The sequence below is a fragment of the Streptococcus varani genome, assembly GCF_001375655.1.
Taxonomy (GTDB): domain Bacteria; phylum Bacillota; class Bacilli; order Lactobacillales; family Streptococcaceae; genus Streptococcus; species Streptococcus varani.
In genome coordinates this window covers 43,290-68,218 of record NZ_CTEN01000002.1, presented here as the reverse complement: position 1 = coordinate 68,218, position 24,929 = coordinate 43,290, and the positions used below count along the sequence as shown (strand labels likewise).

At 39.3% G+C, this 24,929-nt stretch carries 19 protein-coding genes, 7 pseudogenes and 1 other annotated feature; of the genes and pseudogenes, 24 read left to right on the top strand and 2 right to left on the bottom strand.

Annotated elements, in window-relative coordinates; all coding sequences use genetic code 11:
• Positions 1–336: 336 nt before the first annotated feature.
• The 17 genes and pseudogenes from ltrA to BN1356_RS13070 all read left to right on the top strand — a co-directional run.
• Positions 337–1,466 (top strand): annotated as a pseudogene (gene ltrA, locus BN1356_RS03870) (group II intron reverse transcriptase/maturase).
• Positions 1,467–1,545: 79 nt separating this feature from the next.
• Positions 1,546–2,055: pseudogene (locus BN1356_RS03865) on the top strand (group II intron maturase-specific domain-containing protein); the annotation flags it as partial.
• Between the two features lie 368 nt (positions 2,056–2,423).
• The gene (locus BN1356_RS03860; RefSeq protein ID WP_093650108.1) at positions 2,424–3,263 is read left to right on the top strand and encodes a thymidylate synthase; all 840 of its coding nucleotides are present in this window, start codon (positions 2,424–2,426) and stop codon (positions 3,261–3,263) included.
• Between the two features lie 87 nt (positions 3,264–3,350).
• Positions 3,351–3,857: a dihydrofolate reductase gene (locus BN1356_RS03855; protein ID WP_093650107.1), complete on the top strand. Its 507-nt coding sequence runs from the start codon at positions 3,351–3,353 to the stop codon at positions 3,855–3,857.
• A gap of 202 nt (positions 3,858–4,059) precedes the next feature.
• Positions 4,060–5,286, top strand: coding sequence for an ATP-dependent Clp protease ATP-binding subunit ClpX (gene clpX / locus BN1356_RS03845; RefSeq protein WP_093650105.1), 1,227 nt, complete (start codon positions 4,060–4,062; stop codon positions 5,284–5,286).
• A gap of 25 nt (positions 5,287–5,311) precedes the next feature.
• Positions 5,312–5,899 (top strand): ribosome biogenesis GTP-binding protein YihA/YsxC, encoded by a 588-nt coding sequence (gene yihA / locus BN1356_RS03840; protein ID WP_093650104.1) that lies wholly within the window; start codon positions 5,312–5,314, stop codon positions 5,897–5,899.
• Between the two features lie 106 nt (positions 5,900–6,005).
• Positions 6,006–6,305: a hypothetical protein gene (locus BN1356_RS03835; protein ID WP_141651822.1), complete on the top strand. Its 300-nt coding sequence runs from the start codon at positions 6,006–6,008 to the stop codon at positions 6,303–6,305.
• Between the two features lie 183 nt (positions 6,306–6,488).
• On the top strand, positions 6,489–7,865 hold the full coding sequence (locus BN1356_RS03830; RefSeq protein ID WP_093650102.1) for an amino acid permease: 1,377 nt from the start codon (positions 6,489–6,491) through the stop codon (positions 7,863–7,865).
• A 9-nt stretch (positions 7,866–7,874) separates the two neighbouring features.
• On the top strand, positions 7,875–8,828 hold the full coding sequence (gene mmuM, locus BN1356_RS03825; protein ID WP_093650101.1) for a homocysteine S-methyltransferase: 954 nt from the start codon (positions 7,875–7,877) through the stop codon (positions 8,826–8,828).
• Between the two features lie 107 nt (positions 8,829–8,935).
• Positions 8,936–9,069 (top strand) — a sequence feature (ribosomal protein L10 leader region).
• Positions 9,070–9,097: 28 nt separating this feature from the next.
• Complete coding sequence (rplJ, locus tag BN1356_RS03815; protein ID WP_093650100.1) at positions 9,098–9,592, top strand: 50S ribosomal protein L10; 495 nt, start codon at positions 9,098–9,100, stop codon at positions 9,590–9,592.
• Between the two features lie 66 nt (positions 9,593–9,658).
• On the top strand, positions 9,659–10,024 hold the full coding sequence (rplL, locus tag BN1356_RS03810) for a 50S ribosomal protein L7/L12 (protein WP_093650099.1): 366 nt from the start codon (positions 9,659–9,661) through the stop codon (positions 10,022–10,024).
• A gap of 175 nt (positions 10,025–10,199) precedes the next feature.
• Positions 10,200–11,387, top strand: coding sequence for an amidohydrolase (locus BN1356_RS03805; protein WP_093650098.1), 1,188 nt, complete (start codon positions 10,200–10,202; stop codon positions 11,385–11,387).
• A gap of 3 nt (positions 11,388–11,390) precedes the next feature.
• Positions 11,391–12,267 (top strand): annotated as a pseudogene (locus BN1356_RS03800) (2-keto-3-deoxygluconate permease).
• A gap of 200 nt (positions 12,268–12,467) precedes the next feature.
• Entirely contained in the window at positions 12,468–13,904 is a 1,437-nt protein-coding gene (locus BN1356_RS03795) for an FAD/NAD(P)-binding protein (protein WP_176694218.1), read from the top strand.
• A gap of 154 nt (positions 13,905–14,058) precedes the next feature.
• Positions 14,059–15,080 (top strand): annotated as a pseudogene (argC, locus tag BN1356_RS03790) (N-acetyl-gamma-glutamyl-phosphate reductase).
• Positions 15,081–15,098: 18 nt separating this feature from the next.
• Positions 15,099–15,617 (top strand): annotated as a pseudogene (locus tag BN1356_RS13075) (bifunctional ornithine acetyltransferase/N-acetylglutamate synthase); the annotation flags it as partial.
• A pseudogene (locus tag BN1356_RS13070) lies at positions 15,601–16,302 on the top strand (transposase); the annotation flags it as partial. The pseudogenes BN1356_RS13075 and BN1356_RS13070, both read left to right, overlap by 17 nt.
• On the opposite strand, the gene BN1356_RS03780 reads toward BN1356_RS13070, so the two are convergent.
• On the bottom strand, positions 16,238–16,585 hold the full coding sequence (locus tag BN1356_RS03780; RefSeq protein ID WP_093650096.1) for a hypothetical protein: 348 nt from the start codon (positions 16,583–16,585) through the stop codon (positions 16,238–16,240). The pseudogene BN1356_RS13070 and the gene BN1356_RS03780 overlap by 65 nt on opposite strands.
• Positions 16,566–17,879 (bottom strand): DUF1576 domain-containing protein, encoded by a 1,314-nt coding sequence (locus tag BN1356_RS03775; protein WP_093650095.1) that lies wholly within the window; start codon positions 17,877–17,879, stop codon positions 16,566–16,568. Before BN1356_RS03775 ends, BN1356_RS03780 begins: the two co-directional genes overlap by 20 nt.
• A 313-nt stretch (positions 17,880–18,192) precedes the next feature.
• Between BN1356_RS03775 and ylqF the strand changes: the two genes are divergently transcribed.
• From ylqF to BN1356_RS03740, 7 genes and pseudogenes are all read left to right on the top strand, one after another.
• Positions 18,193–19,044 carry a ribosome biogenesis GTPase YlqF gene (ylqF, locus tag BN1356_RS03770; protein WP_093650094.1) on the top strand — a complete coding sequence of 284 codons (852 nt, stop codon included), beginning with the start codon at positions 18,193–18,195 and terminating at the stop codon, positions 19,042–19,044.
• A 73-nt stretch (positions 19,045–19,117) separates the two neighbouring features.
• On the top strand, positions 19,118–19,894 hold the full coding sequence (locus tag BN1356_RS03765; protein ID WP_093650093.1) for a ribonuclease HII: 777 nt from the start codon (positions 19,118–19,120) through the stop codon (positions 19,892–19,894).
• Positions 19,895–19,946: 52 nt separating this feature from the next.
• A complete protein-coding gene (locus BN1356_RS03760) occupies positions 19,947–20,219 on the top strand; it encodes a hypothetical protein (protein WP_093650092.1) in 273 nt (90 codons plus the stop codon).
• Between the two features lie 69 nt (positions 20,220–20,288).
• Positions 20,289–21,131 (top strand): DNA-processing protein DprA, encoded by an 843-nt coding sequence (gene dprA, locus BN1356_RS03755; protein ID WP_093650091.1) that lies wholly within the window; start codon positions 20,289–20,291, stop codon positions 21,129–21,131.
• Positions 21,132–21,215: 84 nt separating this feature from the next.
• Positions 21,216–23,342, top strand: coding sequence for a type I DNA topoisomerase (topA, locus tag BN1356_RS03750; protein ID WP_281175830.1), 2,127 nt, complete (start codon positions 21,216–21,218; stop codon positions 23,340–23,342).
• A 141-nt stretch (positions 23,343–23,483) separates the two neighbouring features.
• Positions 23,484–24,152, top strand: a complete 669-nt coding sequence (locus BN1356_RS03745) for a SatD family protein (protein WP_093650500.1) — start codon at positions 23,484–23,486, stop codon at positions 24,150–24,152.
• Positions 24,149–24,861, top strand: a pseudogene (locus BN1356_RS03740) (DUF3307 domain-containing protein). The gene BN1356_RS03745 and the pseudogene BN1356_RS03740 overlap by 4 nt, the downstream one beginning before the upstream one ends.
• Positions 24,862–24,929 lie beyond the last annotated feature (68 nt).

Sequence of the window (24,929 nt, the reverse complement as noted above, 5' to 3'; positions counted from 1 at the left end):
AGCGACTCCCAAGCCTGACTATCGCGAGGTAGCGGGGAGAGGAAGGGATAGCGAAATCGTGGCTCTACGAACAGAAACGTGATATTAAGGCGTATATAGCGGATGAGGGGGCTGAAAGCTCTAAAGTCCAAATAGGTAGTCGTAACCTATATGCGTAAATCACGAGAGTAATGGAAGTGGAGCGAAGGGCTTAACAATTAACCGAAGTAATCCTACTTCACTTGTGTCTGTAAAACTAGCGGTCTGATAGAACTGGATGCGGTCATGTATTGACTAGAGGAAGGTTCACCAATATAAGATGTCCCTCAGACACCGAAACAAGAAAGGAATACGCACATGTCACAGTTACTAGATACTATTCTATCTCGCTCCAACATGGTGGAAGCCTACAATCAAGTGAAAGTCAACAAGGGTTCAGCTGGAATTGATGGCATCCCAACAGTAATGGACAGAATGATTCAACAGGCCATCGTCCAAGTTATCAGCCCTCTGTGTGAACCTCATTTCTCCGAAACGAGCTATGGGTTTAGACCGAAACGGTCATGCGAAAAAGCCATCATCAAGTTACTAGAATACCTTAATGATGGCTATGAGTGGATTGTGGACATTGACCTTGAGAAATTCTTCGACACAGTTCCCCAAGATAGATTGATGTCTCTTGTCCATAACATTATCCAAGATGGAGATACAGAGTCTCTGATTCGTAGGTATCTTCATTCGGGTGTAGTTATCAATGGACAGCGCCATAAAACGCTGGTGGGAACACCACAAGGTGGGAATCTATCTCCCCTCCTGTCCAATATCACGCTCAATGAGCTGGACAAGGAATTGGAAAATCGAGGGCTTCGTTTCGTCCGGTACGCAGATGACTGTGTCATCACAGTTGGGAGCGAAGTATCTGCCAAACGTATCATGTATTCAGTTAGCCGATTCATTGAGAAGCGACTGGGATTGAAAGTCAATATGACCAAGACTAAGATTACCAGACCGAGTCAACTGAAGTACCTTGGATTCGGATTCTGGAAATCAGCTGAAGGGTGGAAAAGTCGTCCACATCAAGAGAGTATCCAGAGTTTCAAGAGGAAACTTAGGAAGCTCACAACACGCAAATGGAGCACTGACTTGGGTAGCCGTATTGAGAAACTCAACTGGCTTATTCGCGGATGGATAAACTACTTCGCATTGACTAACATGAAGTCAGTCATGGGAGAAATTGATAAACGATTGAGGACACGAATTAGAGTTATTATTTGGAAACAATGGAAGAAGAAGTCAAGGCGACTTTGGGGACTACTTAAACTAGGGACTCCCAAATGGATAGCTGATAAGGTATCTGGCTGGGGTGACCACTATCAATTAGTGGCACAAAAGTCAATTCAGCTATATCAAAACCAGTCCTCGCTAAACGTGGACTGGTTTCATGCCTAGATTATTATCTTGAACGACATGCGTTAAAAGTTAGTTGAACCGCCGTGTGCCGAACGGCACGCACGGTGGTGTGAGAGGGGCTAGGAATTAGTCTCTACTCGATATAATATTCGGTATATGACCAAGACTAAGATTACCAGACCGAGTCAACTGAAGTACCTTGGATTCGGATTCTGGAAATCAGCTGAAGGTTGGAAAAGTCGTCCACATCAAGAGAGTATCCAGAGTTTCAAGAGGAAACTTAGGAAGCTCACAACACGCAAATGGAGCACTGACTTGGGTAGCCGTATTGAGAAACTCAACTGGCTTATTCGCGGATGGATAAACTACTTCGCATTGACTAACATGAAGTCAGTCATGGGAGAAATTGATAAACGATTGAGGACACGAATTAGAGTTATTATTTGGAAACAATGGAAGAAGAAGTCAAGGCGACTTTGGGGACTACTTAAACTAGGGACTCCCAAATGGATAGCTGATAAGGTATCTGGCTGGGGTGACCACTATCAATTAGTGGCACAAAAGTCAATTCTAAAACGAGCTATATCAAAACCAGTCCTCGCTAAACGTGGACTGGTTTCATGCCTAGATTATTATCTTGAACGACATGCGTTAAAAGTTATTTGAACCGCCGTGTGCCGAACGGCACGCACGGTGGTGTGAGAGGGGCTAGGAATTAGTCTCTACTCGATATAATATTCGGTATATGACCAAGACGCAGTAGCCTAGTGAAGATTCCTTCGCTTTTTTTAGAGCTTGAACATTGACGCTGACCTTGTCAGCTCCATTTTCACACTCTAACAGTCTCCCAGACTATTAGAACTACTAGGCTTGCGAGGGATGGGAGTGAAAGAGTATTGGAAGAGGTTTTTTCAGCCCGAACTTAGAAATTAGGACGTGAAGGGAACTATTTTTTCACTTGTCGTGTTCTGTCCCACTCCCTTTTTGATGGTTTCCATTTTTAAAAAATCATGTCTTCGTGTTATAATGTCTTTATGACAAAAGCAGATGTAATTTTTAAAGAAAATATTTCCAAAATTTTGAATGAAGGTGTCTGGTCTGAACAAGCCCGTCCAAAGTATAAAAATGGGCAAACCGCTAATTCCAAGTACATTACTGGCTCCTTTGCTGAGTATGATTTGAGCAAGGGAGAGTTTCCAATTACGACCCTTCGTCCTATTCCTATCAAATCAGCTATCAAGGAGATTTTTTGGATTTATCAGGATCAAAGCAATGATTTGTCCCTTCTCAATGACAAATACAAGGTAACTTATTGGAACGACTGGGAAGTTGGACAAACAGACACCATCGGCCAACGCTATGGTGCCATCGTAAAGAAACATGATATTATCAATAAACTTCTCAAACAGTTGGAAGAAAACCCATGGAACCGTCGCAATGTCATTTCTCTCTGGGATTATGAAGCATTTGATGCATCAGAAGGACTCTTACCATGTGCCTTCCAGACCATGTTTGATGTCCGTCGGGTAGATGGTGAGATTTATTTAGATGCTACGTTGACTCAACGCTCAAATGACATGTTGGTCGCACACCATATCAATGCCATGCAGTATGTGGCCTTACAGATGATGATTGCCAAGCATTTTGGATGGAAATTAGGCAAGTTTTTCTACTTCATCAACAATCTCCATATTTATGACAATCAGTTCGACAACGCCGAAGAACTATTGCGTCGTGAGCCAACAGATTGCCAGCCACGTTTGATTTTGAATGTACCAGACGGTACCGATTTCTTTGCTATGAAACCTGAAGATTTCGAGTTAGTGGATTATGATTCCGTCAAGCCACAATTAAAATTCGACTTAGCCATCTAAAACGGTACTTGCTAGATGTTTAGCAAGTGCATTTTTATTGATTATTTGTTAGAATAGTAAGATAGACAAGGGAGAGTTCAAGCAAACATGACAAAGAAAATTGTAGGAATCTGGGCTCAAGATGAGCAGGGTGTGATTGGAAAAAATCATGTTTTGCCTTGGTACTTGCCAGCCGAATTACACCATTTTAAAGAAACGACTATCGGTCATAACATTTTGATGGGGCGTGTAACTTTTGACGGTATGGGACAACGTGCCCTTCCAAAGCGCTTGTCCTTGATATTGACACGCGATACAGACTATCGAGTTGACAACGAGCGTGTCTTGGTTTTCCATTCGCCCTGGGCAATTTTGGATTGGTACGAGAAGCAAGATAAGAATCTGTATGTCATCGGAGGTAAGCAAATTTTCACCATTTTCGAGCCGTATTTGGACGAGATTCTTAAAACAGATATCCATGCTAGTTATGAGGGGGATACTTATTTCCCTGATCAATTTGATTGGTCTGTTTGGGCGGAGGTTTCTTCTGAATTTCGGGCCAAAGATGCGGAAAATCCAGCAGATTTCACCATCCGTAAGTATGAAAGAAAGTAATATAAGATGCAGAAAAGTTTATTTGGCCTATTTACAGCCTTTTTGTGTGGCATTTGTGTCATCTGTGCTGGACAGGCGCTCCAGAAAAAACGCTACGGATTAGCGACTCTATTCTTGCTGAATGCCTTAACCAATCTGGTCAATAGCATTCATGCATTCTATGGTTTTTTATTCTAGTATAAGGAAAATATTGAGGTAAACAATGGCAGTTCATAAGAACAATGAAATGATTTATTGCTCATTCTGTGGCAAAAATCAAGAAGAAGTAAAGAACATTATCGCAGGCAATAATGTTTTTATCTGTGACGAGTGTGTCGAGTTGGCTCAGGAAATTATCCGCGAAGAGCTCGCTGAAGAAGTCTTGACTGATTTGGCAGATACACCAAAACCACAAGAGTTGCTTAATATTCTCAATCACTATGTTATTGGACAAGATAGAGCTAAGCGAGCACTTTCTGTGGCCGTTTATAACCACTACAAACGCATTAACTTCCAAGATACACGTGGAGAAGATGATGTGGATTTGCAGAAGTCAAATATCCTTATGATTGGTCCAACTGGTTCCGGTAAGACTTTCTTAGCCCAAACCTTGGCTAAGAGCCTCAACGTTCCCTTTGCAATTGCAGATGCGACAGCTTTGACGGAGGCTGGCTATGTCGGTGAAGATGTAGAAAATATCCTGCTCAAGCTCTTACAGGCAGCTGATTTTAATATTGACCGAGCTGAACGTGGAATCATCTATGTGGATGAAATTGATAAGATTGCGAAAAAAGGTGAAAATGTTTCCATTACCCGTGATGTATCGGGTGAGGGTGTCCAACAAGCTCTTTTGAAAATCATCGAGGGAACTGTTGCCAGCGTACCACCGCAAGGCGGACGCAAGCATCCACAACAAGAAATGATTCATATTGATACCAAGAATATCCTCTTCATCGTGGGTGGAGCTTTTGACGGTATCGAAGAAATCGTCAAACAGCGTTTGGGTGAAAAAATCATCGGTTTTGGTCATAATAACACTGCCATTTCTGAAGAAGATTCTTACATGCAACATATCATTTCTGATGATATTCAAAAATTTGGGATTATTCCTGAATTGATTGGTCGCTTGCCTGTATTTGCTGCCCTTAACCAGCTAACAGAAGAAGATTTAGTGCGTATTTTGACCGAACCGAAAAACGCTCTCGTTAAACAGTACCAAACTCTCTTATCTTATGATGATGTGGACTTGGAATTTGATCCAGAAGCTTTGGTGGAAATTGCTAAGAAAGCTATCGAGCGTAAGACAGGTGCCCGTGGACTTCGTTCTATTATCGAAGAAACCATGATGGATATCATGTTCGAAGTACCTAGTCAAGAAAATGTTAAGAAGGTTCGTATCACAAAGGATGCAGTTGATGGCAAGGAAAAACCACTTTTGGAAACTGCTTAAGCCCTTCTAATTTGAAAGGATTCACATGGAAATCAATACCAATAACGCTGAGATTATTCTCAGTGCTGTTTCAAAAGCTCAATATCCTGATGACGATAAGCCAGAGATTGCTTTGGCAGGACGTTCCAATGTCGGTAAATCTAGCTTTATCAATACCCTATTGGGCCGTAAAAACCTAGCCCGTACCTCAGGAAAGCCTGGTAAAACCCAGCAATTGAACTTCTACAATATTGACGATAAAATCCGCTTTGTTGATGTTCCAGGTTACGGTTATGCAAAAGTTTCAAAGACCGAACGGGCTAAATGGGGAAAAATGATCGAGGAATATCTGACCAATCGTGATAATTTGAAAGCAGTAGTCAGCTTGGTAGATGTGCGTCATGATCCATCTGCTGATGATATTCAAATGTACGAATTTCTCAAGTACTATCAGATTCCTGTTATCCTTGTGGCCACAAAGGCTGATAAGATTCCTCGCGGGAAGTGGAACAAGCATGAAGCTGCTATTCGACGAAAATTAAATTTTGACTCAACCGATCGGTTTATTGTCTTTTCATCTGAAACAAGACAAGGATTTGAAGAAGCTTGGAATGCCATTTTAGAGATGGTGTAAGATGACGTTTCTGTTTTTGATTTCTTGTTTTTTCATCTTTCTTGGCTTAATAATAGGGATACCAATTTTCATTCATATCAACAAACTGAATGAAGAAGGAGTTGAAGTGTTTGAAAATCGGCTTATTTTAGAAGCATTATGGCTTCAGGCTCCCCTCTTGCTGTTACTTTTCCTCTTTAACCTTATTTTTGCAGATATTAGTGAAACTGAAATCGTTTTTGTTGTCTCATTTGTATTGGTTTTGTTGGATCAACTATTTGGCTTTCTTGGAACAAATGGGAAGATGAAGAAAAATTCAACGTATCAATGGCATAAGTTTATCATCTACATGCTTTGCTTTTTAGTGATTGGCTTGTTTGCTATAGCTATATATGGATTGCTCCTATTGTTTAACCATCCGTATTAATCTATTATCTAATTGCTTTATGAAGAAGATCATTTGGTCTTCTTTTTTTTTGCAAAATGTGCCATATTTTTGTCAATAAGTGACATATAAAGAAAGACAAAGTCGCTCTTAAAAAATATGAATAGGACAAAGTTTGCCGACCATGTTATGATAGTAATATCCTATTTAGGAAAAGAGGAATTTATGGAAAATCATAATTTTGAAAATGAAGGTCAGTTTAATCGACAGATGACCAGCCGTCACTTGCAGATGCTATCTATCGGTGGGGTAATCGGGACAGGACTCTTTTTGAGTTCGGGTTATGCAATTAACCAAGCTGGACCTTTTGGAGCTATTCTATCTTATCTCTTTGGCGGAGTCATGGTTTACTTGGTTATGTTTTCATTGGGAGAGCTTTCAGTTGCCATGCCAGTTACAGGTTCCTTCCACACCTATGCAACTCGCTTTATTAGTCCAGGAACAGGTTTTATGGTCGCTTGGATGTATTGGCTCTGTTGGGTTGTGGCTTTAGCCTCCCAGTTCATCGGAGCTGCACAATTGGCTTTGAGATGGTTTCCAGGAGTTCCAATCTGGGTTTTTGCCAGTATTTTTGCAATTCTGGTCTTTGGATTAAATATGCTGAGTGTTGGATGGTTTGCAACAGCTGAAGATTATTTCTCGAGTATCAAATTTTATGCCATTCTTGTATTTATCCTCCTCGGTCTACTAGCAGTTTTCGGTCTACTTCCTTATGAAGGAAGCAGCTCAGCCCCACTTTTTTCAAACTTAACTGCTAATGGACTCTTTCCAAATAAATTTGTTGGACTTATATCGGTCATGCTTTCTGTTAACTATGCTTTCTCGGGTGTCGAAATGATTGGAATAGCTGCGGGTGAAACGGATAATCCTAAACAAGCTGTCCCAAAAGCTATTAAGTCAACAATCGGTCTTTTAGTAACTTTCTTTTGTATGACTATGTTGGTCTTAGCTTCACTTCTACCCATGGATCAAGCTGGAGTGGTAGAAGCGCCTTTCGTGACTGTTTTTGAAAAAATCGGTATTCCTTATGCGGCTGATATTATGAATTTTGTTATTTTAACTGCTATTCTTTCAGCATCCACATCCGGTCTTTATGCTTCTAGCCGTATGCTCTGGTCATTGGCAAACGAAGGAATGATTAGTAAGAATGTTGTAAAAATCAACAAACATGGTGTCCCGATGCGAGCAATGTTCTTATCTATGATTGGTGTTATTGTTGCTTTGGTAGCAAGTATCTATTTTGCAGATACGATTTTCTTAGCTTTGGTTTCCATTGCTGGTTTTGCAGTTGTTATTGCCTGGCTAGCGATTCCCTTAGCACAAATCGGTTTCAGAAAACAATTCCTAAAGAATCATCGTGTCGATGAACTGGAATATAAGACTCCATTTTCACCAATTTTACCTTGGATTACCGTTCTTCTTTTGCTAGTTTCTATCGCTGGAATTGCTTGGGATCCTTCTCAAAGAGCAGGACTATACTTTGGAGTACCTTTTATGCTCCTTTGCTATGTGTATTACTATATACGATTTAAGAAATGGTAGGGAGTTTCCATGGGAAAATTTAAAGATCTACTAGAACGCTATGATGTCCTCATCTTACACGGAGCTCTCGGAACAGAATTAGAAGCATTAGGTTATGATATTTCTGGCAAACTTTGGTCAGCTAAATATTTGATGAAAGAAGCGGCTATTATTCAAAAGATTCACGAGACTTATATTGCTGCGGGTGCAGATTTGATTACAAGCTCCTCTTATCAGGCAACCATACCTGGTCTTATGGAGGCTGGCTTATCACAAGAAGAAGCCAAAACAATGATTGCTGAGACTATTAGCTTAGCAAAAAAAGCACGTGAAAGTGTTTGGTCGCAATTGTCTGATCAAGAAAAATCAAAGCGTCCCTATCCTTTGATTTCAGGTGATGTCGGACCCTATGCTGCATATTTGGCAAATGGTTCAGAATATACTGGTGATTATGGACAGGTCAGCTTTGATGATTTGAAAAATTTCCATAGACCCCGTATTGAGATTCTCTTACGTGAAGGTGCTGACTTGCTTGCTTTAGAAACTATTCCAAATGCTTTGGAAGCTCAAGCCTTAGTTGAATTACTTGCTGATGAATTTCCTGATGTAGAAGCCTATTTATCCTTTACCATTCAAGACAGCGCTAGTATATCAGACGGCACTAGTTTTGAAGATATTTGTAAGATTATTAATGATTCAAAACAGATTCTAGCTCTTGGAATCAACTGCAGTTCACCTTTACTTTATGATGTTGCCTTAGAAAAAATAAGAAGTCTAACAAATAAATACTTAGTTACCTATCCAAATTCAGGTGAAATTTATGATGGTTGCACACAGACTTGGAAAGCAAAGGATATTGATGCTAAAAATCTAGTAGAACATAGTCAATTTTGGCAGAAGCAGTTTCAAGTAAAAATTTTAGGTGGTTGTTGCCGAACAAGACCAAATGATATTAAAGCTCTCTATCAAACTTTTAGAAACTAGCCAGCAAAGAGGAGGACGAGCTCCTCTTTTTCTAAATAATTCTAAATAATTCAAATAAAATGAAGGTTTTTTTCTTGACAAGTTTTTCTGAACATGATATGATAATTGAGGTTTGAAAAAAATGACCTAAGACAGTAGGGGAGCCGGACTCATAATCATCCTACCGAGGCACAAAACGTAATTTTATATAACGTATTTGTACTTTCGTGTCTAGGTTTAGGTGCGATTTTTTTGTGCCTATCCCAAAATAATAACGGAGGTAAAACTTAATGAGTGAAGCTATTATCGCTAAAAAAGCGGAATTAGTAGATGCAGTTGCCGAGCAAATGAAAGCTGCAACGTCTATCGTTGTTGTTGATGCGCGTGGTTTGACTGTTGAACAAGATACAGTTCTTCGTCGTAACTTGCGTGATCAAGAAGTTGAGTACAAAGTAATCAAAAACTCAATCTTGCGTCGTGCTGCTGTTCAAGCTGGACTTGACGGACTTGCAGAATTATTTGTAGGACCATCAGCTGTTGCATTTTCAAATGATGCAGTTGCACCAGCGAAAACAATCTATGATTTCGCGAAAACTGCTGATGCTCTTGAAATCAAAGGTGGAGCTGTTGAAGGTAACGTTTCTTCTAAAGAAGAAATCGAAGCACTTGCAACATTGCCAAACCGCGAAGGCATGCTTTCTATGTTGCTTTCTGTACTTCAAGCACCAGTTCGCAACGTTGCATATGCTGTCAAAGCAGTTGCAGAAAAAGAAGACGCAGCTTAATGTGTCAGAGCGTAGCTGCTTAGTGCTACAAACAACATTTTAATAACCTATTTGGAGGAAATCACAATGGCATTGAACATTGAAAACATTATTGCTGAAATTAAAGAAGCTACAATCCTTGAGCTTAACGATCTTGTAAAAGCGATCGAAGAAGAATTTGGTGTAACTGCAGCTGCTCCTGTAGCTGCTGCTGCAGCTGGTGGTGCTGCTGAAGAAGCTAAAGATTCATTCGACGTTGAATTGACTGCAGCTGGCGACAAAAAAGTTGGCGTTATCAAAGTTGTACGTGAAATCACAGGCGAAGGTCTTAAAGAAGCGAAAGCTCTTGTTGACAACGCACCATCTGTACTTAAAGAAGGTGTTTCTGCAGCTGAAGCTGAAGAACTTAAAGCTAAATTGGAAGAAGCTGGTGCTTCAGTAACTCTTAAATAATAGAGTTTCTAAGCCAATTGCTTACATCAACCATTACTCACAAGAGTAGTGGTTTTTTGATTTTTTAAAAAACTATCTACAGGCCTGAGCAAACAGAATAGCACTTCAAGACTGACAAAATTTTCTGAAAATTTCTTAAATATTTGGTACAATAGTGATTGGAGGTTTATAAGAAATGTTAAAAGAAAGATTATTTTCATTATTAGAGTCCAAGTGGCCTGATATGCTGAAACATAGACGGTGGTTGCATCAACACCCAGAGTTGTCTTTTCAAGAAAAGGAAACGAGTGCTTATATTGCTAGACAGTATGAAGGTAAAGATGTAAAACTTGAAATGAATATGGGTGGGTATGGAATCAAAGTGACCATTGATTCTGGAAAAGCTGGAAAAACACTAGCTTTAAGAGCTGATTTCGATGCTTTACCGATTTTTGAAGAGACTGGTCTGTCATTTGCCTCGCTTGAAGAGGGGGTCATGCATGCTTGTGGTCATGATGCACATACGGCTTATCTGCTTGTTTTAGCAGACTGCTTGTTAGAACTTAAGAGTGATTTAATCGGTAGAGTTGTTTTGATTCATCAACCGGCAGAGGAAATGCCTCCTGGTGGTGCTATTCATATGATTGCGGATGGTGTCCTGGATGGTGTCGACAATGTGATTGGTTGCCACGTCATGTCTCAGATGCCTTATGGAAAGGTTTTTTATCATGAGGGCCCAACCCAGCAAGCACGAGCTAAATTTGTCATCAAGGTGCAAGGAAGTGGTGGTCATGGGGCAGCTCCGCATGAGGCCAATGATGCTATTTTGATTGCTAGCCAATTGGTAGTTAATTTACAATCCATTGTATCCCGTCGACTCAATCCTTTTGATCCAGGAGTTGTGACCATCGGTTCATTTGATGCTAAAGGTCAATTCAATGTTATCAAGGATTCAGTGGAACTGGAAGGGGATGTGCGATGCATGTCTGATGCGACAAGAGACCTAATTGAGAAAGAAGTGGCTCGGATTTGCCGTGGTATGGCTGAAACCTATCATTGCATCATAGACTTGGATTATAAGAATGACTATCCTGTCTTAATCAATGATGGGAAGATAACCAAACTCATTGTTAGGGCAGTTGAGAAGGCTAATATAAAAGAAGTAGAAGATGTTGAAGATTGTGGACCACTCAGTCCTTCAGAAGATTTTGCCTACTATTCGAGGGAATTACCTTGTTCCTTCTTCTATATCGGGGCCCAACCTTTTGATTCTGCCTATCCACATCATCATCCTAAGTTTGACATCGTCGAAGAATCGATGATGGTTGCTGCTAAGGCAATGGGAGCAGCTGTCTTAGAATATTTTGGATTATTGGAGGTCTAATCAATGAAATTAATGTCAAAATTTCCAGGGGGGACTCTTTTAATTCCCATGTTTCTATCTTCCCTTATTCATAGTTTTTTCCCTAATCTTTTTAAAATTGGCGGTTTAACAGAAGGTCTTTTATCTGGTTCTGCCTTGGGTTTTATTCTGGGATCGGCTGTTATGATTTCGGCTTGTAGTCTTGATTTCACAACCATAGGAAAAGTAGCAAAACGGTATAGTTTGTTAATTGGTATCCGCTTGGCTATAAATATTCTTTTGTCACTTGCTTTTGTATCTTTCTTTGGCTTGGATGGTTTCTGGGGCTTGAGTGCCATTGCTTTTATTACAACCTTAACCTCGACCAATCCAACGCTTTTTTTGGGCATTGTAAGAGATTTTGGGGATCCGGTGGATCAGTCTGCCTTTGGCTTGGTATCCTTGTTAGCCTCACCATTAGTTCCTATGATTATCTATGGTTTCATTAACCCCACTAATATTAATATCATGCCGTTTATCTCTACTTTGATTCCTTTGATACTAGGTATCATAATCGGGAATACAGACAGAGAATTAGCCAAACTCATGTCCTCTGCCATGCCATACATCATTATCCTCTTGGGATGGGCAGTGGGTGCAGGTATCAATATGTTAGATGCCCTTAAAGCAGGAATTCCTGGTATCATTGTTCTTAACTGAGAAATATATTTTGAGAAGAAAAGGTGTATCCTCAATTGGACTTTCTACCATTGCAGGTGTTTCAGCTAGTGTGCCTCTCCTCATGTCAGCAAGTAATCCAGAAATTGCCGTTTATGCACCAGAAGCTGCGGCAATTGTTACTTTAGGGGTAGTCGGAACAGCAATTTTTTCACCCCTTTTAGCTAAAAAAATATCAAAATAAAAACAAGGTATCCAAAAATGGGTACCTATTTTCTATTCATCCAAATCTTGAAAATCTCTTTTCATAGCACCATCATATTATAAGCTCTATCTATCTTTTATATACAGATATGACTTATAATGAACTATTGTCATCCATGTGATTGGGATAAGTCTCTTTGTTTCTTCTATGTTATAATAGAGAAAGATGGAGGTTTGGACATGTCGAAAAAAATTGCAGTCATCGGTTTAGGAGTAAGTGGTTCGGCCGTTCTACTGGCCTTGTCACGATTACCTAAGGATACTCTTACTCATTATGAAATGGCCTGTTTTGATGAAACAAAGTATATTGGGCATGGGATTCCATTTCAAGAAGATAGTGATCTAGCCTTAATTAATTCTCCCATTGATGATATTTCTTTTGATTATCACGACATGTCAGATTTTGAAAAATGGTTGGAGCACAAAAAATGGAAGAAAATGAGTCCTTATGTCCCGCATTCCATTTACGGGGACTATATGAAGGAATCCCTAACGAACTTACAAAGCCAACTGTCAATAAAAGTAATTGAGCAAAAAGTTGAGGCAATTGAGTATTTGGCTGAGGAGAAGCAGTGGCTCTTGACCGTACCAGATGGTCAAGGAAAACAAATCTTTGATGAAGTGCATTTAGCCTGCGGAGCTCTACCTCCCATAGATCCCTATGAACTTGAAGGCAGGGAAGGTTACATAGCAGACCCTTATCCACTAGACCAAATGTTGACAAATATGAAGTCAAAGGAAAGACTAGCAGTGATTGGAACAGGATTGGCCGCTGTTGATGTTCTCAAGTGGCTCATTTCTCATAGTAATGCCACTATTCATGTTTTTTCAAGATCCAATTATTTTCCTACTGTACGCAGCATGCATGAAGTAGCAGTTGAATTTAGGATCATGACGCAAGAAAGATTAGAAAAACGCTTATTGCAGATGGATAAACTTTTTGAAATGGATGAATTCCAAGAACTGTTTCATGCTGAATTAAAAGCTTTAGGTCTAGGAGAGTGGGACCAATTTTTAGAGGACTATTTAGTAGCCGGTTTTGAGGGTATAGAAGCATCTATTCAGCATGCTGAAAGGTTCTATTTATTACAAAAATTGGCCTCACACGTGTCCGATTGGTTCACAGATTTATGGCCTTTAATGCCTGCCAAAGATCGGAAAGTATACAAAGGAAAATACCATAAATGGATTGTAAATCTTCGTAATCCCATGCCATATGATTCAGCAAGATTTCTTTTAGATGCTGTAAAATCTGGACGGTTGACTATTATCAATGATGTTGAGGAGTTGGTGAAGTTATCTGCTGATTTTGTTATGAAAGGAAAAGATGGACAATCGATCTCTGTGAATGGTGTTGTGAATGCTACAGGATACCAATTAAATTCCGATAATCAGCAAAAAGCTGACCCTATCTTGAAATCACTCCTCTATCAGGAACTGGCTCAAATCTCTTCAGAAGGTGGATTGACTATTGATCCTCAAAGCATGCGCGTGATTTCACCGAAATATGGAATTTTAGCAACTCTCTTTGCTCATGGTAGTCTTGTCAACGGAAGTGTTTACCAAAATAATTCAACTATAAAAATACAAAAAATGGCTGAAAAAGCTATTTTATAATTAAGATTGGCCAGCTATAGCTGGCTTTTTTTAATCATTGTTCGTATTTTTATAAAATAAAACGTATAATTTTCTTTTTTTATCAATTTTTTATTGACATTTCATTCAATAACCTTTAGAATATGTTGTATATTTATACAAAGGGGTGAATAAGATGGAAGTATCGATTGTTGGAATCACAGGTTACAGTGGACTGGAGTTAGTTCGAATCTTGCATCAGCATCCAAGAGTTGAGCTTGTTTCTATTCATGCTAGCAAAAATCTTGGGCAAAAACTATCTGATATTTATCCTTACTTATCTGGAATTTGCGATTTAATGATTCAAGCTTTTGATGCAGAGATTATTATGAAGAAAGCTGACTTAGTTTTTTTGCTACACCAAGTGGGGTTGCAAAAGATTTGGCTATGGAATTTGTAGAAGCAGATTTTCCGATTATTGATTTATCTGGTGATCATCGTTTACCTGCTAGAAGTTACGAAAAATGGTATGGTAAAGTTCCGACTAGTCAAGAAATATTGGACAAATTTGTGTATGGTTTGGCTGAATTTGCGGATGTGAAAGAGAAATTTTTCATCGCCAATCCAGGTTGCTACGCTACAGCAACGAGTCTTGCTTTAGCTCCACTTTTGCTAGAAAAACTAATCGAACCCAACTCCATCATTATCGATGCTAAGTCAGGTCTGACTGGTGCAGGCAAAGCTCTGAGCGAATCCAGTCATTTTGTCAATGTTCATGATAACTATGTGACCTACAAACTGAATCATCACCAACATATCCCAGAGATTGTTCAACAATTAAAGACTTTTGAGCAGAGTTTGGACTATATCCAATTTTCAACATCGCTACTACCTGTCAACCGGGGGATTATGGCTACGTGTTATGCTAGGATAAAGGATGACATTACAGACCTTGACATCGAATCTGCCTTTACAAAGATTTATGCAGATAAGCCATTTGTTCGAATTCAGAAAGAGCTTCCCGAACTACACAATGTCATAGGCTCCAATTTTACAGATATTGGCTTTGCCTATAATCCAGTAAGCAAAATTGTAACTGTGATTGCTGTTATTGATAATTTACTCAAAGGTGCAGCTGGACAAGCCGTTCAAAATCTAAATATCATGTTGGGCTGGGATGAGACATCTGGTTTTACCATGGCTCCTAGCTATCTCTAGAATAAAAGGATAATAGAAATGAAAGTAATCAAAGGAAGTATTGCTACCCCAATTGGTTTTTCGGCCGATGGACTACATGCTGGATTTAAGAAGAAAAAAATGGATTTGGGTTGGATTGTTTCAGACGTTTCTGCCAGCGTGGCAGGGGTTTACACGACTAATAAGGTTATTGCAGCTCCTCTAACTGTCACAAAAGAAGCGATTGCAAAATCCAGAAAGATGCGCGCTATCCTTGTCAACTCAGGCTGTGCCAATTCTTGTACTGGTCAGCAAGGTATGAAAGATGCTTATAGCATGCAAAAGTGGACGGCGGATAAATTGGGGATTGAACCCGAATTAGTTGGTGTGGCTTCAACTGGTGTTATCGGTCAATTACTCAATATGGATATTCTGAAAAGTGGTTTATCCAAACTAGTAGTGAATGGGAATGCAGATTATTTCTCAGAAGCTATTTTAACCACGGATACTGTTGTCAAAACAGTGGCTGTAACGGAAATGTTTGAGAAAATTGAAGTCACAATGGGAGGTGTTGCAAGGCAATATTCATGATAGCCAAGCTTTCCCTACTCTATTTTCTAAAATTGAACCCTTTCAACCACACTACCTGATTGCGGATGCCGGCTATAAAACACCAAGTATTGCCAAGTTTCTTCTAGACCAAGATATTACTCCTGTTTTTCCATACACTAGACCTAGAGGAAAGAAAGGGAAACTACGACCAAAAGATTTTATCTACGATGAGTATTTCGACTGTTACCTTTGTCCAGAAAATCAAGAACTGACCTACCGAACAACAACCCGTGAGGGCTATCGTGAGTACAATAGTGATCCTAAAATTTGTGCACAATGTCCTTTACTATCTGTTTGTACAGAAAGCAGAAACCATCAGAAGGTTGTGACGCGTCATATATGGAAAGAGTACCATAATTTACGTTATGCAAGAGAAAGAGGAAAGTCCAAAATGGAAGACAAGGTTGGACTGACTTTGGTGTGTCTCAATATCAAAAAACTAGTGAAAATGATGGCTGGGAAGCCTTTTTATTTTATCCAAATCTGCCAATTTTCACCATATTTCGGCAATATACAAAAAAAGACAAACCTCGAAAATAAAGTTTGTCTTCAATCTGAGAGCCAAAATTTGGCTCAATCTTCCTTCTTTAACTGTTCATATTCTGGCGTTCAATTTCCAGCCAGAGTATTCCATCTTCAAAATTTCCACTAGCTAGGTCAATCGCTTTTCCAAGGAAGGTGTAGTCATGATCATGACTGAAGCTACCCAAGAGAGCATTGAAATATTCATCTACCTCGATCTGTCGTTCAGTATGTAAATCATGAATTAATTTATCAAAGCTTTCAGGTTTATTGGAAGCTGGGGCAGAGATTTTCAGGCGAAACAAATCATTATCAACGCTGAATTTGAGGTCGAATTCATTTAAATCATTGTCTAAAAAATAAGAAATAATTTCTTTCGTAATACGAGTCGCTTTATTTTTTTCTGCTAACATAATTGCTATATCCTATCTTTATTTTTTGTAACCAATAACGGTTGTTTTCTTGTATGGTATCGATAATAGGGGCTAAAAAGGCTGCAACAAAGCCAGTTGCATAACCATTATTATAGAGTGTCATTCCTTGATGCATCATAAAGGTGACAGAGGTTAAACTGTAATGAATCATTCCCGCAATAAAGCCATAACCAAGGCCATAATAACCTGATATAGGCGCTAAGCCTGTACTAAACAATAGGGCTAATTGAAAACGGATATCCGTCAAGGAAGTCCCAAGTAGCAAAGCTCCAAGGGTTACCCCAGCTGAAACCGGCAAGGAGTTTCGAGGGTGTTTACCGAAAGCAGAAAAGCCCATGATGGATAAAAGGCCTCCTAGAATAGGACCGTTGAATGGTTCACGAAAAATTAGAAGAATCAGAAAATAAATTCCCGAATTGAGACACATATTGAGCAGTGTAGAATGGCTACCGAATTTGGTCATAAAGTCATCTGGTGTACGACCGGATGTTTTAATCAACTTTGGATAAGTGGACCAAGCAGACTTCCAATTCATCAAAACCAAAACAGCTAGAATTAGCCAAAGGCATAGAAAATAGACTAAAGGATAGATTTCCAAATGACTACTGACCACGCTAACTTTTTCAACTTGCCGCCCCATATAAGGAAAGATTAGGGCAAAAAACATGGCAATAATACCTGTTGTAAATCCGTAGTTGTAGAGTGATAAACCATGGTGAAATTTCAAAAACTGCTCAGCTAAGGGAGGAGAAATGAACCCCAATAGTAAGCCAGTCAGACTGGCGACAAATACTCCCAGAACTGGCGAAGTAAAGGAATGGCCCATAAAGGTGACAATGGGACTTGTCGCTATAGCAAAAAGTGAGACCGTTGTAAAAATCTTATAGGATTGTCTGGACCAACGAGCATAGAGAACAACACCTATAAAAATAGGGATGGAACTTAAAACAGTAGATCCAAAAAAAGCATGACCAAGATAAATGCCAATACCGGCAACTTGAAGTCCATTTATCTTTGTTTTTTCATTTCGACTCATTAGAAAATAAGCCCAAAAAGCATGTATTGCCGCATTGAGGAAAGTTCCAGAGGGACCGGCGATTTCAAAAAAATCTCTTAATAAATAGTTTTGCCCTATTTGTAAAAACCAAAATTTTGAAATCATATCTTGACGGTCGGGTGAAGCAAGTGCAAATAATAAAGTCAAACAAGATAGATATAAGATAGCCCTTTTTCGAGCCGATTGGTGAATAAAGTGCTCAGAGAACCAGGTCATGAACCCTCCTCAAATAGTTTTTAAAAACATTTTCTTTCATTGTATCATATTCTGTTAGCGGAAACATTTTTAAAAATTTCATTGTCCCCTCTCCAAGTTTTCTCAACGAGCTATCCATGACAATTTAAGACATTTCTGCTATAATTGGACTAGGTACAAGCCGTCATGACGGCTTTTTATACTCTTTAAAAATCAACATTAGGTTTTGTTAAAACTCCTTGCCTACCACTAAGTATGCCTGTGTCGCTTTGCCTCATCTATTTTTGATTTTCTTTGAGTATTAGATGAAAAAAAGAAATTTAAAGGAGAATTTATGGCACTTATTCAATGGTTTCCAGGCCATATGTCCAAGGCAAGAAGACAAGTACAGGAAAATATCAAATTTGTTGATTTTGTGACTATTTTAGTGGATGCTCGTCTACCTTTGTCCAGTCAAAACCCTATGCTGACTAAGATTGTTGGTGACAAACCAAAACTCTTGATTCTCAACAAGGCTGATTTGGCAGATCCAGTTCTTTTAAAGGAGTGGAAAGCCTACTTTGAAGCACAAGGCATCAAGACTCTCTCTATCAATTCTAAAGAGCAATCAACCGTGAAGAGAGTAACAGAAGCAGCTAAAAGCCTTATGTCAGATAAAATTACTCGATTAAGAGAACGCGGCATCCAGAAGGAAACTTTGCGAACCATGATTATTGGGATTCCCAATGCTGGTAAGTCAACCCTCATGAATCGCCTAGCTGGTAAGAAAATTGCTGTCGTTGGAAATAAACCAGGAGTTACCAAGGGGCAACAGTGGCTCAAATCTAATAAGGATTTAGAGATTTTGGACACACCTGGAATTTTATGGCCAAAGTTTGAAGATCAAGTCGTTGGGTTGAAATTAGCTCTGACAGGGGCTATCAAAGATCAGCTTTTACCAATGGATGAAGTCACTATTTTCGGTCTCAACTATTTCAAAGAATTCTATCCAGAGCGCCTGAAAGAGCGCTACAAAGGTATTAACTTGGAAGAGGAAGCCGCAGAAATCATTATGTCTTTAACTCAAAAAATGGGTTTCCGGGATGATTATGACCGATTTTATAACCTCTTTGTCAAAGATGTTCGTGATGGAAAATTGGGTCTTTATACCTTGGATCGAGTGGAACAGATAGAGACCCTGGATTAAGCCCGTTCAACTCTTTCCCAGCTTGTCTGGAAAAGATTCTACTATCTAGTAACTAGCAACTAGAAAGGCAAATATGGCAAGTATTAAGGAAATCAAAGAACTGTTGAAAGAATTGACAGAGCTGACAGACAGTCGCTGGGCTGATTTTGAAGCGGATAGCAGAAGTGGTGTACAAGTTGCTGTTAAGCAACGGAAAAAAGTTCTACAAGCTGAACTCGATGAGGAAGCCCGTTTAGAGTACATGCTTCGTTATGAGAAGGATCTTTATGCACGAGGTTTTCAAGCTATTGCTGGTATCGATGAGGTAGGACGAGGTCCCTTGGCTGGCCCAGTTGTTACCGCCTGTGTCATTTTACCCAAAAACTGTAAAATCAAATACCTCAATGACTCCAAAAAAATTCCTAAGACTAAGCATGAAGCCATTTATCAAGCAGTTCTCCATCAAGCTTTGGCAGTAGGAGTGGGTATCGTAGAAAATAAAATAATTGATCAGGTCAATATCTACGAAGCTACTAAAATCGGCATGTTGCAGGCTATTGACAACTTACAAGGTCAAATCACCAAACCCGATTACCTACTAATTGATGCAATGAAATTAGATAGCACTATTCCGCAGCAATCCATTATCAAGGGCGATGCCACTTCACTTTCTATTGCAGCAGCCTCTATTGTGGCCAAAGTTACTAGAGATAAGATAATGGCCGATTTTGATCAAAAATTTCCAGGCTATGCTTTCGCTAAAAATGCTGGCTATGGCACTGCTGAGCATCTAGTTGCACTGGATAAATTAGGAATCACTCCTATTCATCGACAATCTTTTGAACCCATCAAATCCATGATAAAGGCTTGATTCCTCAAGAGAACTGCTTTGTTTGATTCAATTTTAGACGGAGGTTACGAACATGTATACAAGAGGATTTTCAAGAAAAATTGCTAAAGCCCTAGCTGGCAAAGTCAATCAGAGTCAGCACCGAAATTTGATTTTGATCATTTTTCACCTAGCTTTGGGATTATTTCTTCTAGGAGTTGCTATCTATAATTTCATTTCTAGAGTAACGCCTGATCCAACAACACGCTGGATTGGCATCACTATTTGCCTTGTCATTTCTTTCTTCTCTCTCTATTTAGGGATTACTCTATTGATACAGACTAGAAAGTATCCTGAAGATAAGTAAATCTCTAAAAAGTTTAAACCGTTCAGTCAATTGCTGAGCGGTTTTCGAATAAACTAAGTGGAGGATCTTATGAATAATTTTGAAATCTTTAAACTGAAAAAAGCTGGCTTAAGCAATTTACAAGTCCATAAAGTTCTTACTTATAGAGAAAAAACAGGCAAATCACTTAGTTTACGCACGGTTGCTCTTGTATCGGAAACGACAAAAGCAAGTCTTTTTATGGAAAACTATAAAGCATTGGATATCAAGACTTGTCGAGAGGAGTTCAACCGTTTTCCATCTTTCTCTATTTTGGATAAGGTCTATCCTTTGGCTTTAAAAGAAATCTATAACCCACCTACTTTACTGTTTTACCAAGGAAACCTAGAACTATTGGAATTTCCTAAGTTAGCAGTAGTTGGCACCCGGAATGCCAGCAAAAATGGTATCCAATCTATTCAGAAGTTAGTCAAGGAGCTGGAAAATCGTTTTGTTATTGTTAGTGGCTTGGCTCGTGGAATTGATACGACTGCCCATATTGCAGCTTTAAAAAATGGAGGAAAAACCATTGCGGTTATCGGAACAGGATTGAATCAGTTTTATCCTAAAGAAAATCGACAACTTCAGACTTACATTTCTAAAAATCATTTACTTCTGTCTGAGTATGCAGCTGATCAAACAGCACTTAAATTTCATTTTCCTGAACGAAATCGGATTATCGCTGGATTGGCTAGCGCAGTTTTAGTGGCAGAAGCCAAGATACGCTCTGGAAGTCTTATCACTTGCCAACGAGCGCTAGAAGAAGGACGTGATATTTTTGCAGTACCTGGCTCCATTTTAGATGGAAAATCTGATGGATGTCATCATTTGATTCAAGAAGGTGCAAAGTGTATCACATCGGGCTTTGACATCCTTTCGGAGTATAAAAACTAAACTGCTTTCTCCTATAGGAAAAAGAAATTTCTTGACACATACCTTAAAATAGTTTATTCTTTGTGAAGTTAAATGAATAAAGGTATGGAAATGGCTACTAAAACAAGCACAAGAAAAACAAGTACTAAAAAGACAACAAGTAAAAAAACTACCAATCAAAAAAATCTAGTAATCGTGGAATCTCCTGCTAAGGCAAAAACCATTGAAAAATATCTAGGGCGTAACTACCGAGTTGTGGCTTCTGTCGGACATATCCGTGATTTAAAAAAATCGACCATGTCTGTTGATTTTGACAATAACTACGAACCACAATATATCAATATCCGTGGTAAAGGTGATCTCATTAATTCTTTGAAAAAAGAAGCCAAGAATGCAAAAAAAGTCTATCTGGCAAGCGACCCGGACCGAGAAGGGGAAGCTATTTCTTGGCATTTAGCACATATTCTTAATTTGGATGAGAGTGATGCTAATCGTGTTGTCTTTAATGAAATAACCAAAGAGGCTGTTAAAAATGCCTTTAAAGAACCACGCAGCATTGATCAAGATTTGGTAGATGCTCAACAGGCTCGTCGAGTCTTGGACCGGATTGTCGGCTATTCTATTTCTCCCATCCTTTGGAAAAAAGTCAAAAAAGGTTTGTCAGCTGGTCGTGTCCAATCCATTGCCCTCAAACTGATTATCGATCTCGAAAATGAAATCAACCAGTTCCAACCAGAAGAGTACTGGACTATTGATTCTACCTTCAAAAAAGGCAATAAGAAGTTCCAAGCTAGCTTCTACGGCTTAGATGCTAAAAAGGTCAAATTGGAAAACAATGACCAGGTCAAGGAAGTCTTAGCACGTATTAAAAACGATGAATTTTCTGTTGACCAGGTGGAGCGCAAGGAGCGTAAGCGCAATGCTCCTCTTCCATACACAACGTCAACCATGCAGATGGATGCGGCCAATAAGGTTAATTTCCGTACTCGTAAGACCATGATGGTGGCCCAACAACTTTATGAAGGGGTTAGTCTGGGTACAGGTGGCACGCAAGGTTTGATTACCTATATGCGTACCGATTCAACTCGTATCAGTCCAGTTGCACAAGCCCAAGCTGCTGACTTCATTACAGAACGTTTTGGTGAGAAATATTCTAAGCATGGAAGTCGTGTCAAGAATGTTTCAGGTGCCCAGGATGCCCATGAGGCTATCCGTCCCTCTAATGTCAATCTGACACCAGAAGGCATTGCCAAATATTTGGATAAAGACCAACTGAAACTCTATACCCTTATCTGGAATCGCTTTGTGGCCAGTCAGATGACAGCAGCCATCTTTGATACCATGAATGTTCGTTTAGGACAAAATGGCGTTATCTTCTCAGCCAATGGTAGTCAGGTCAAATTCGACGGTTATATGGCTGTTTACAACGATTCGGATAAGAATAAGATGTTACCTGACATGGAGCAAGGGGACACTGTCACACGCGCAACAACTAGTCCAGAGCAGCACTTCACACAACCACCCGCTCGTTATTCTGAGGCAACTCTGATCAAGACCTTGGAGGAAAATGGTGTTGGTCGTCCATCAACCTACGCACCGACTATTGAAACCATTCAAAAACGATACTACGTGAAATTGGTTTCCAAGCGCTTTGAGCCAACCGAACTTGGAGAAATTGTCAATAAACTGATTGTGGAATTCTTCCCAGATATCGTCAATGTCAAGTTTACTGCCGAAATGGAGCAGAAGTTGGATGATGTTGAGATTGGTACGGAGCAGTGGCAGAAGGTCATCGATAGTTTCTATCAACCGTTTAAGGATGAATTGGCTAAGGCCGAAACGGAGATGGAAAAAATCCAAATCAAAGATGAGCCAGCTGGTTTTGATTGTGATGTCTGTGGCCATCCCATGGTGATTAAATTAGGCAAATACGGTAAATTCTACGCTTGTTCTAATTTCCCAGATTGCCGCAATACCAAGCAAATAGTCAAGGCCATTGGTGTAACTTGTCCAGACTGTAAGGAAGGACAAGTTATCGAACGCAAGAGCAAACGCAACCGCATTTTCTATGGTTGTGACCGCTACCCAGCCTGTGAATTTACTTCATGGGACAAACCAGTTGGTCGCGCCTGTCCAAAATGTGACCATTACCTAGTGGAGAAAAAGGTTCGTGGTGGTGGCAAGCAAGTTGTTTGTCCTAACGGAGACTATGAAGAAGAAAAAGTGAAATAAGATTTACAGGTTTGCATAATATCATTTATGCAAACTTTTTTGTCTATTATAATAGCAAATCGGAAATATTTCCGTTATAATAGACAATTATCTTTTTGTCTGTTATAATAGACATAGAAAAGAGGTAATTCTATGGATTCTATGGATTATATAGCGATTATTGGCGATATGATTGATTCAAAGATCATTGCTAATCGCGCTAAATATCAAGATGATTTGAAAACTTGCTTAGATTTACTGAATCAAAAGTACCAGACAGTAATTGTCTCCAAATTTTCCATTACCTTGGGAGATGAATTTCAAGGGCTTTTGGGCAAGCAAGCCCCTATCTTTCAAATTATTGACGAAATTACGCAATTCATGAAAGGAATTAAACTACGATTTGGGATTGGATTTGGCGAAATTGTAACAGATATTGATCCAGAAATCAGTATAGGAGCGGATGGACCGGCTTATTGGTATGCTAGAGAAGCCATCCAATATATCCATCAAAAAAATGATTATGGTAATACTCAACTGGCTCTTCGGATGAAGGATAAAGAAAAAGAAGAAGTAATCAATAGTTTGCTTGCAGCTGGAGAGGCTATTAAAACAAATTGGAGAGGTAGCCAAGAAGAACTTCTTGAGGGCCTTTTAGAGATGGGAATCTACGATGAACAATTTGAACAGGGAATCCTCGCTCAAAAACTGGAAATCAATCCAAGCGCCCTTTCCAAACGATTAAAAAGTTCCAGTACCAAGGTCTACCTACGAACAAGAAAATCAGCCTTACAGGTCCTATGCAGTGCTAGAAAGGAAAATGATAAATGACAGGTTTATCACAGTATTTAAACCAAAACCCAATCTTAAGTCTCATGCTTATTTGTCACTTTCTATCTGATTTTCACCTACAAAGTCAAAAAGTAGCCGATTTAAAACATAGCAGAAAAAAATATCTGTTCAAACATCTGTTTTGGGTAGCTATTCCACTTTTCATCAGCTTTTTCTTGCAGTGGCGCATGTGGTGGATACTTTTGCTGATTTGGTTTAGTCATGCCGCTATTGATTTGACAAAACCATTGCTTATGCAAGGTTTAAAGTTAAATAAGAAAAAAGGGTTTCTCCTTGATCAATTCCTGCATTTGACTATTCTTTTAGCAACTAGCTTTTCTATAAGGATCTTTCTTTACCAAATTGGTTACCGATTCAGATGTTACCCCTTATCCTGTTCCTGATTCTGATCAGCAAGCCGACGACCATTCTCTTTAGACTCTTTTTCCAACAGTATCAGCCGGATAATATGGATAAAATAGATACCATCCCTGGGGCCGGTGCTAGAATTGGATTGTTGGAACGAATCATAATGGGTATTTGTATTCTTTTCGGACAATTTGCTTCAATTGGACTGGTTTTCACAGCAAAATCCATCGCTCGTTACAATAAAATTTCTGAGAATCCAGCCTTTGCGGAATACTACTTGATTGGCTCTCTTTTTAGTATCTTGAGTGCTCTAGTAGCTGCATGGATTTGTTTGTTGTAAAAATAAGGATTCTAAAAAATATATGTCACTTATATTTCAAGCTGCCGCTGACTAGATTTACTCAATTA

What these genes read in the sequence shown, in the direction of transcription:
- rplL (WP_093650099.1), top strand. Translation starts at nt 9,659, where the DNA reads ATGGCATTGAACATTGAAAACATTATTGCTGAAATTAAAGAAGCTACA.
- topA (WP_281175830.1), top strand. Translation starts at nt 21,216, where the DNA reads ATGGAAATGGCTACTAAAACAAGCACAAGAAAAACAAGTACTAAAAAG.
- BN1356_RS03855 (WP_093650107.1), top strand. Translation starts at nt 3,351, where the DNA reads ATGACAAAGAAAATTGTAGGAATCTGGGCTCAAGATGAGCAGGGTGTG.
- BN1356_RS03765 (WP_093650093.1), top strand. Translation starts at nt 19,118, where the DNA reads ATGGCAAGTATTAAGGAAATCAAAGAACTGTTGAAAGAATTGACAGAG.
- BN1356_RS03760 (WP_093650092.1), top strand. Translation starts at nt 19,947, where the DNA reads ATGTATACAAGAGGATTTTCAAGAAAAATTGCTAAAGCCCTAGCTGGC.
- BN1356_RS03860 (WP_093650108.1), top strand. Translation starts at nt 2,424, where the DNA reads ATGACAAAAGCAGATGTAATTTTTAAAGAAAATATTTCCAAAATTTTG.
- BN1356_RS03780 (WP_093650096.1), bottom strand. Translation starts at nt 16,585, where the DNA reads ATGTTAGCAGAAAAAAATAAAGCGACTCGTATTACGAAAGAAATTATT.
- BN1356_RS03805 (WP_093650098.1), top strand. Translation starts at nt 10,200, where the DNA reads ATGTTAAAAGAAAGATTATTTTCATTATTAGAGTCCAAGTGGCCTGAT.
- mmuM (WP_093650101.1), top strand. Translation starts at nt 7,875, where the DNA reads ATGGGAAAATTTAAAGATCTACTAGAACGCTATGATGTCCTCATCTTA.
- rplJ (WP_093650100.1), top strand. Translation starts at nt 9,098, where the DNA reads ATGAGTGAAGCTATTATCGCTAAAAAAGCGGAATTAGTAGATGCAGTT.
- dprA (WP_093650091.1), top strand. Translation starts at nt 20,289, where the DNA reads ATGAATAATTTTGAAATCTTTAAACTGAAAAAAGCTGGCTTAAGCAAT.
- BN1356_RS03745 (WP_093650500.1), top strand. Translation starts at nt 23,484, where the DNA reads ATGGATTATATAGCGATTATTGGCGATATGATTGATTCAAAGATCATT.
- BN1356_RS03830 (WP_093650102.1), top strand. Translation starts at nt 6,489, where the DNA reads ATGGAAAATCATAATTTTGAAAATGAAGGTCAGTTTAATCGACAGATG.
- yihA (WP_093650104.1), top strand. Translation starts at nt 5,312, where the DNA reads ATGGAAATCAATACCAATAACGCTGAGATTATTCTCAGTGCTGTTTCA.
- clpX (WP_093650105.1), top strand. Translation starts at nt 4,060, where the DNA reads ATGGCAGTTCATAAGAACAATGAAATGATTTATTGCTCATTCTGTGGC.
- BN1356_RS03795 (WP_176694218.1), top strand. Translation starts at nt 12,468, where the DNA reads ATGTCGAAAAAAATTGCAGTCATCGGTTTAGGAGTAAGTGGTTCGGCC.
- ylqF (WP_093650094.1), top strand. Translation starts at nt 18,193, where the DNA reads ATGGCACTTATTCAATGGTTTCCAGGCCATATGTCCAAGGCAAGAAGA.
- BN1356_RS03775 (WP_093650095.1), bottom strand. Translation starts at nt 17,879, where the DNA reads ATGACCTGGTTCTCTGAGCACTTTATTCACCAATCGGCTCGAAAAAGG.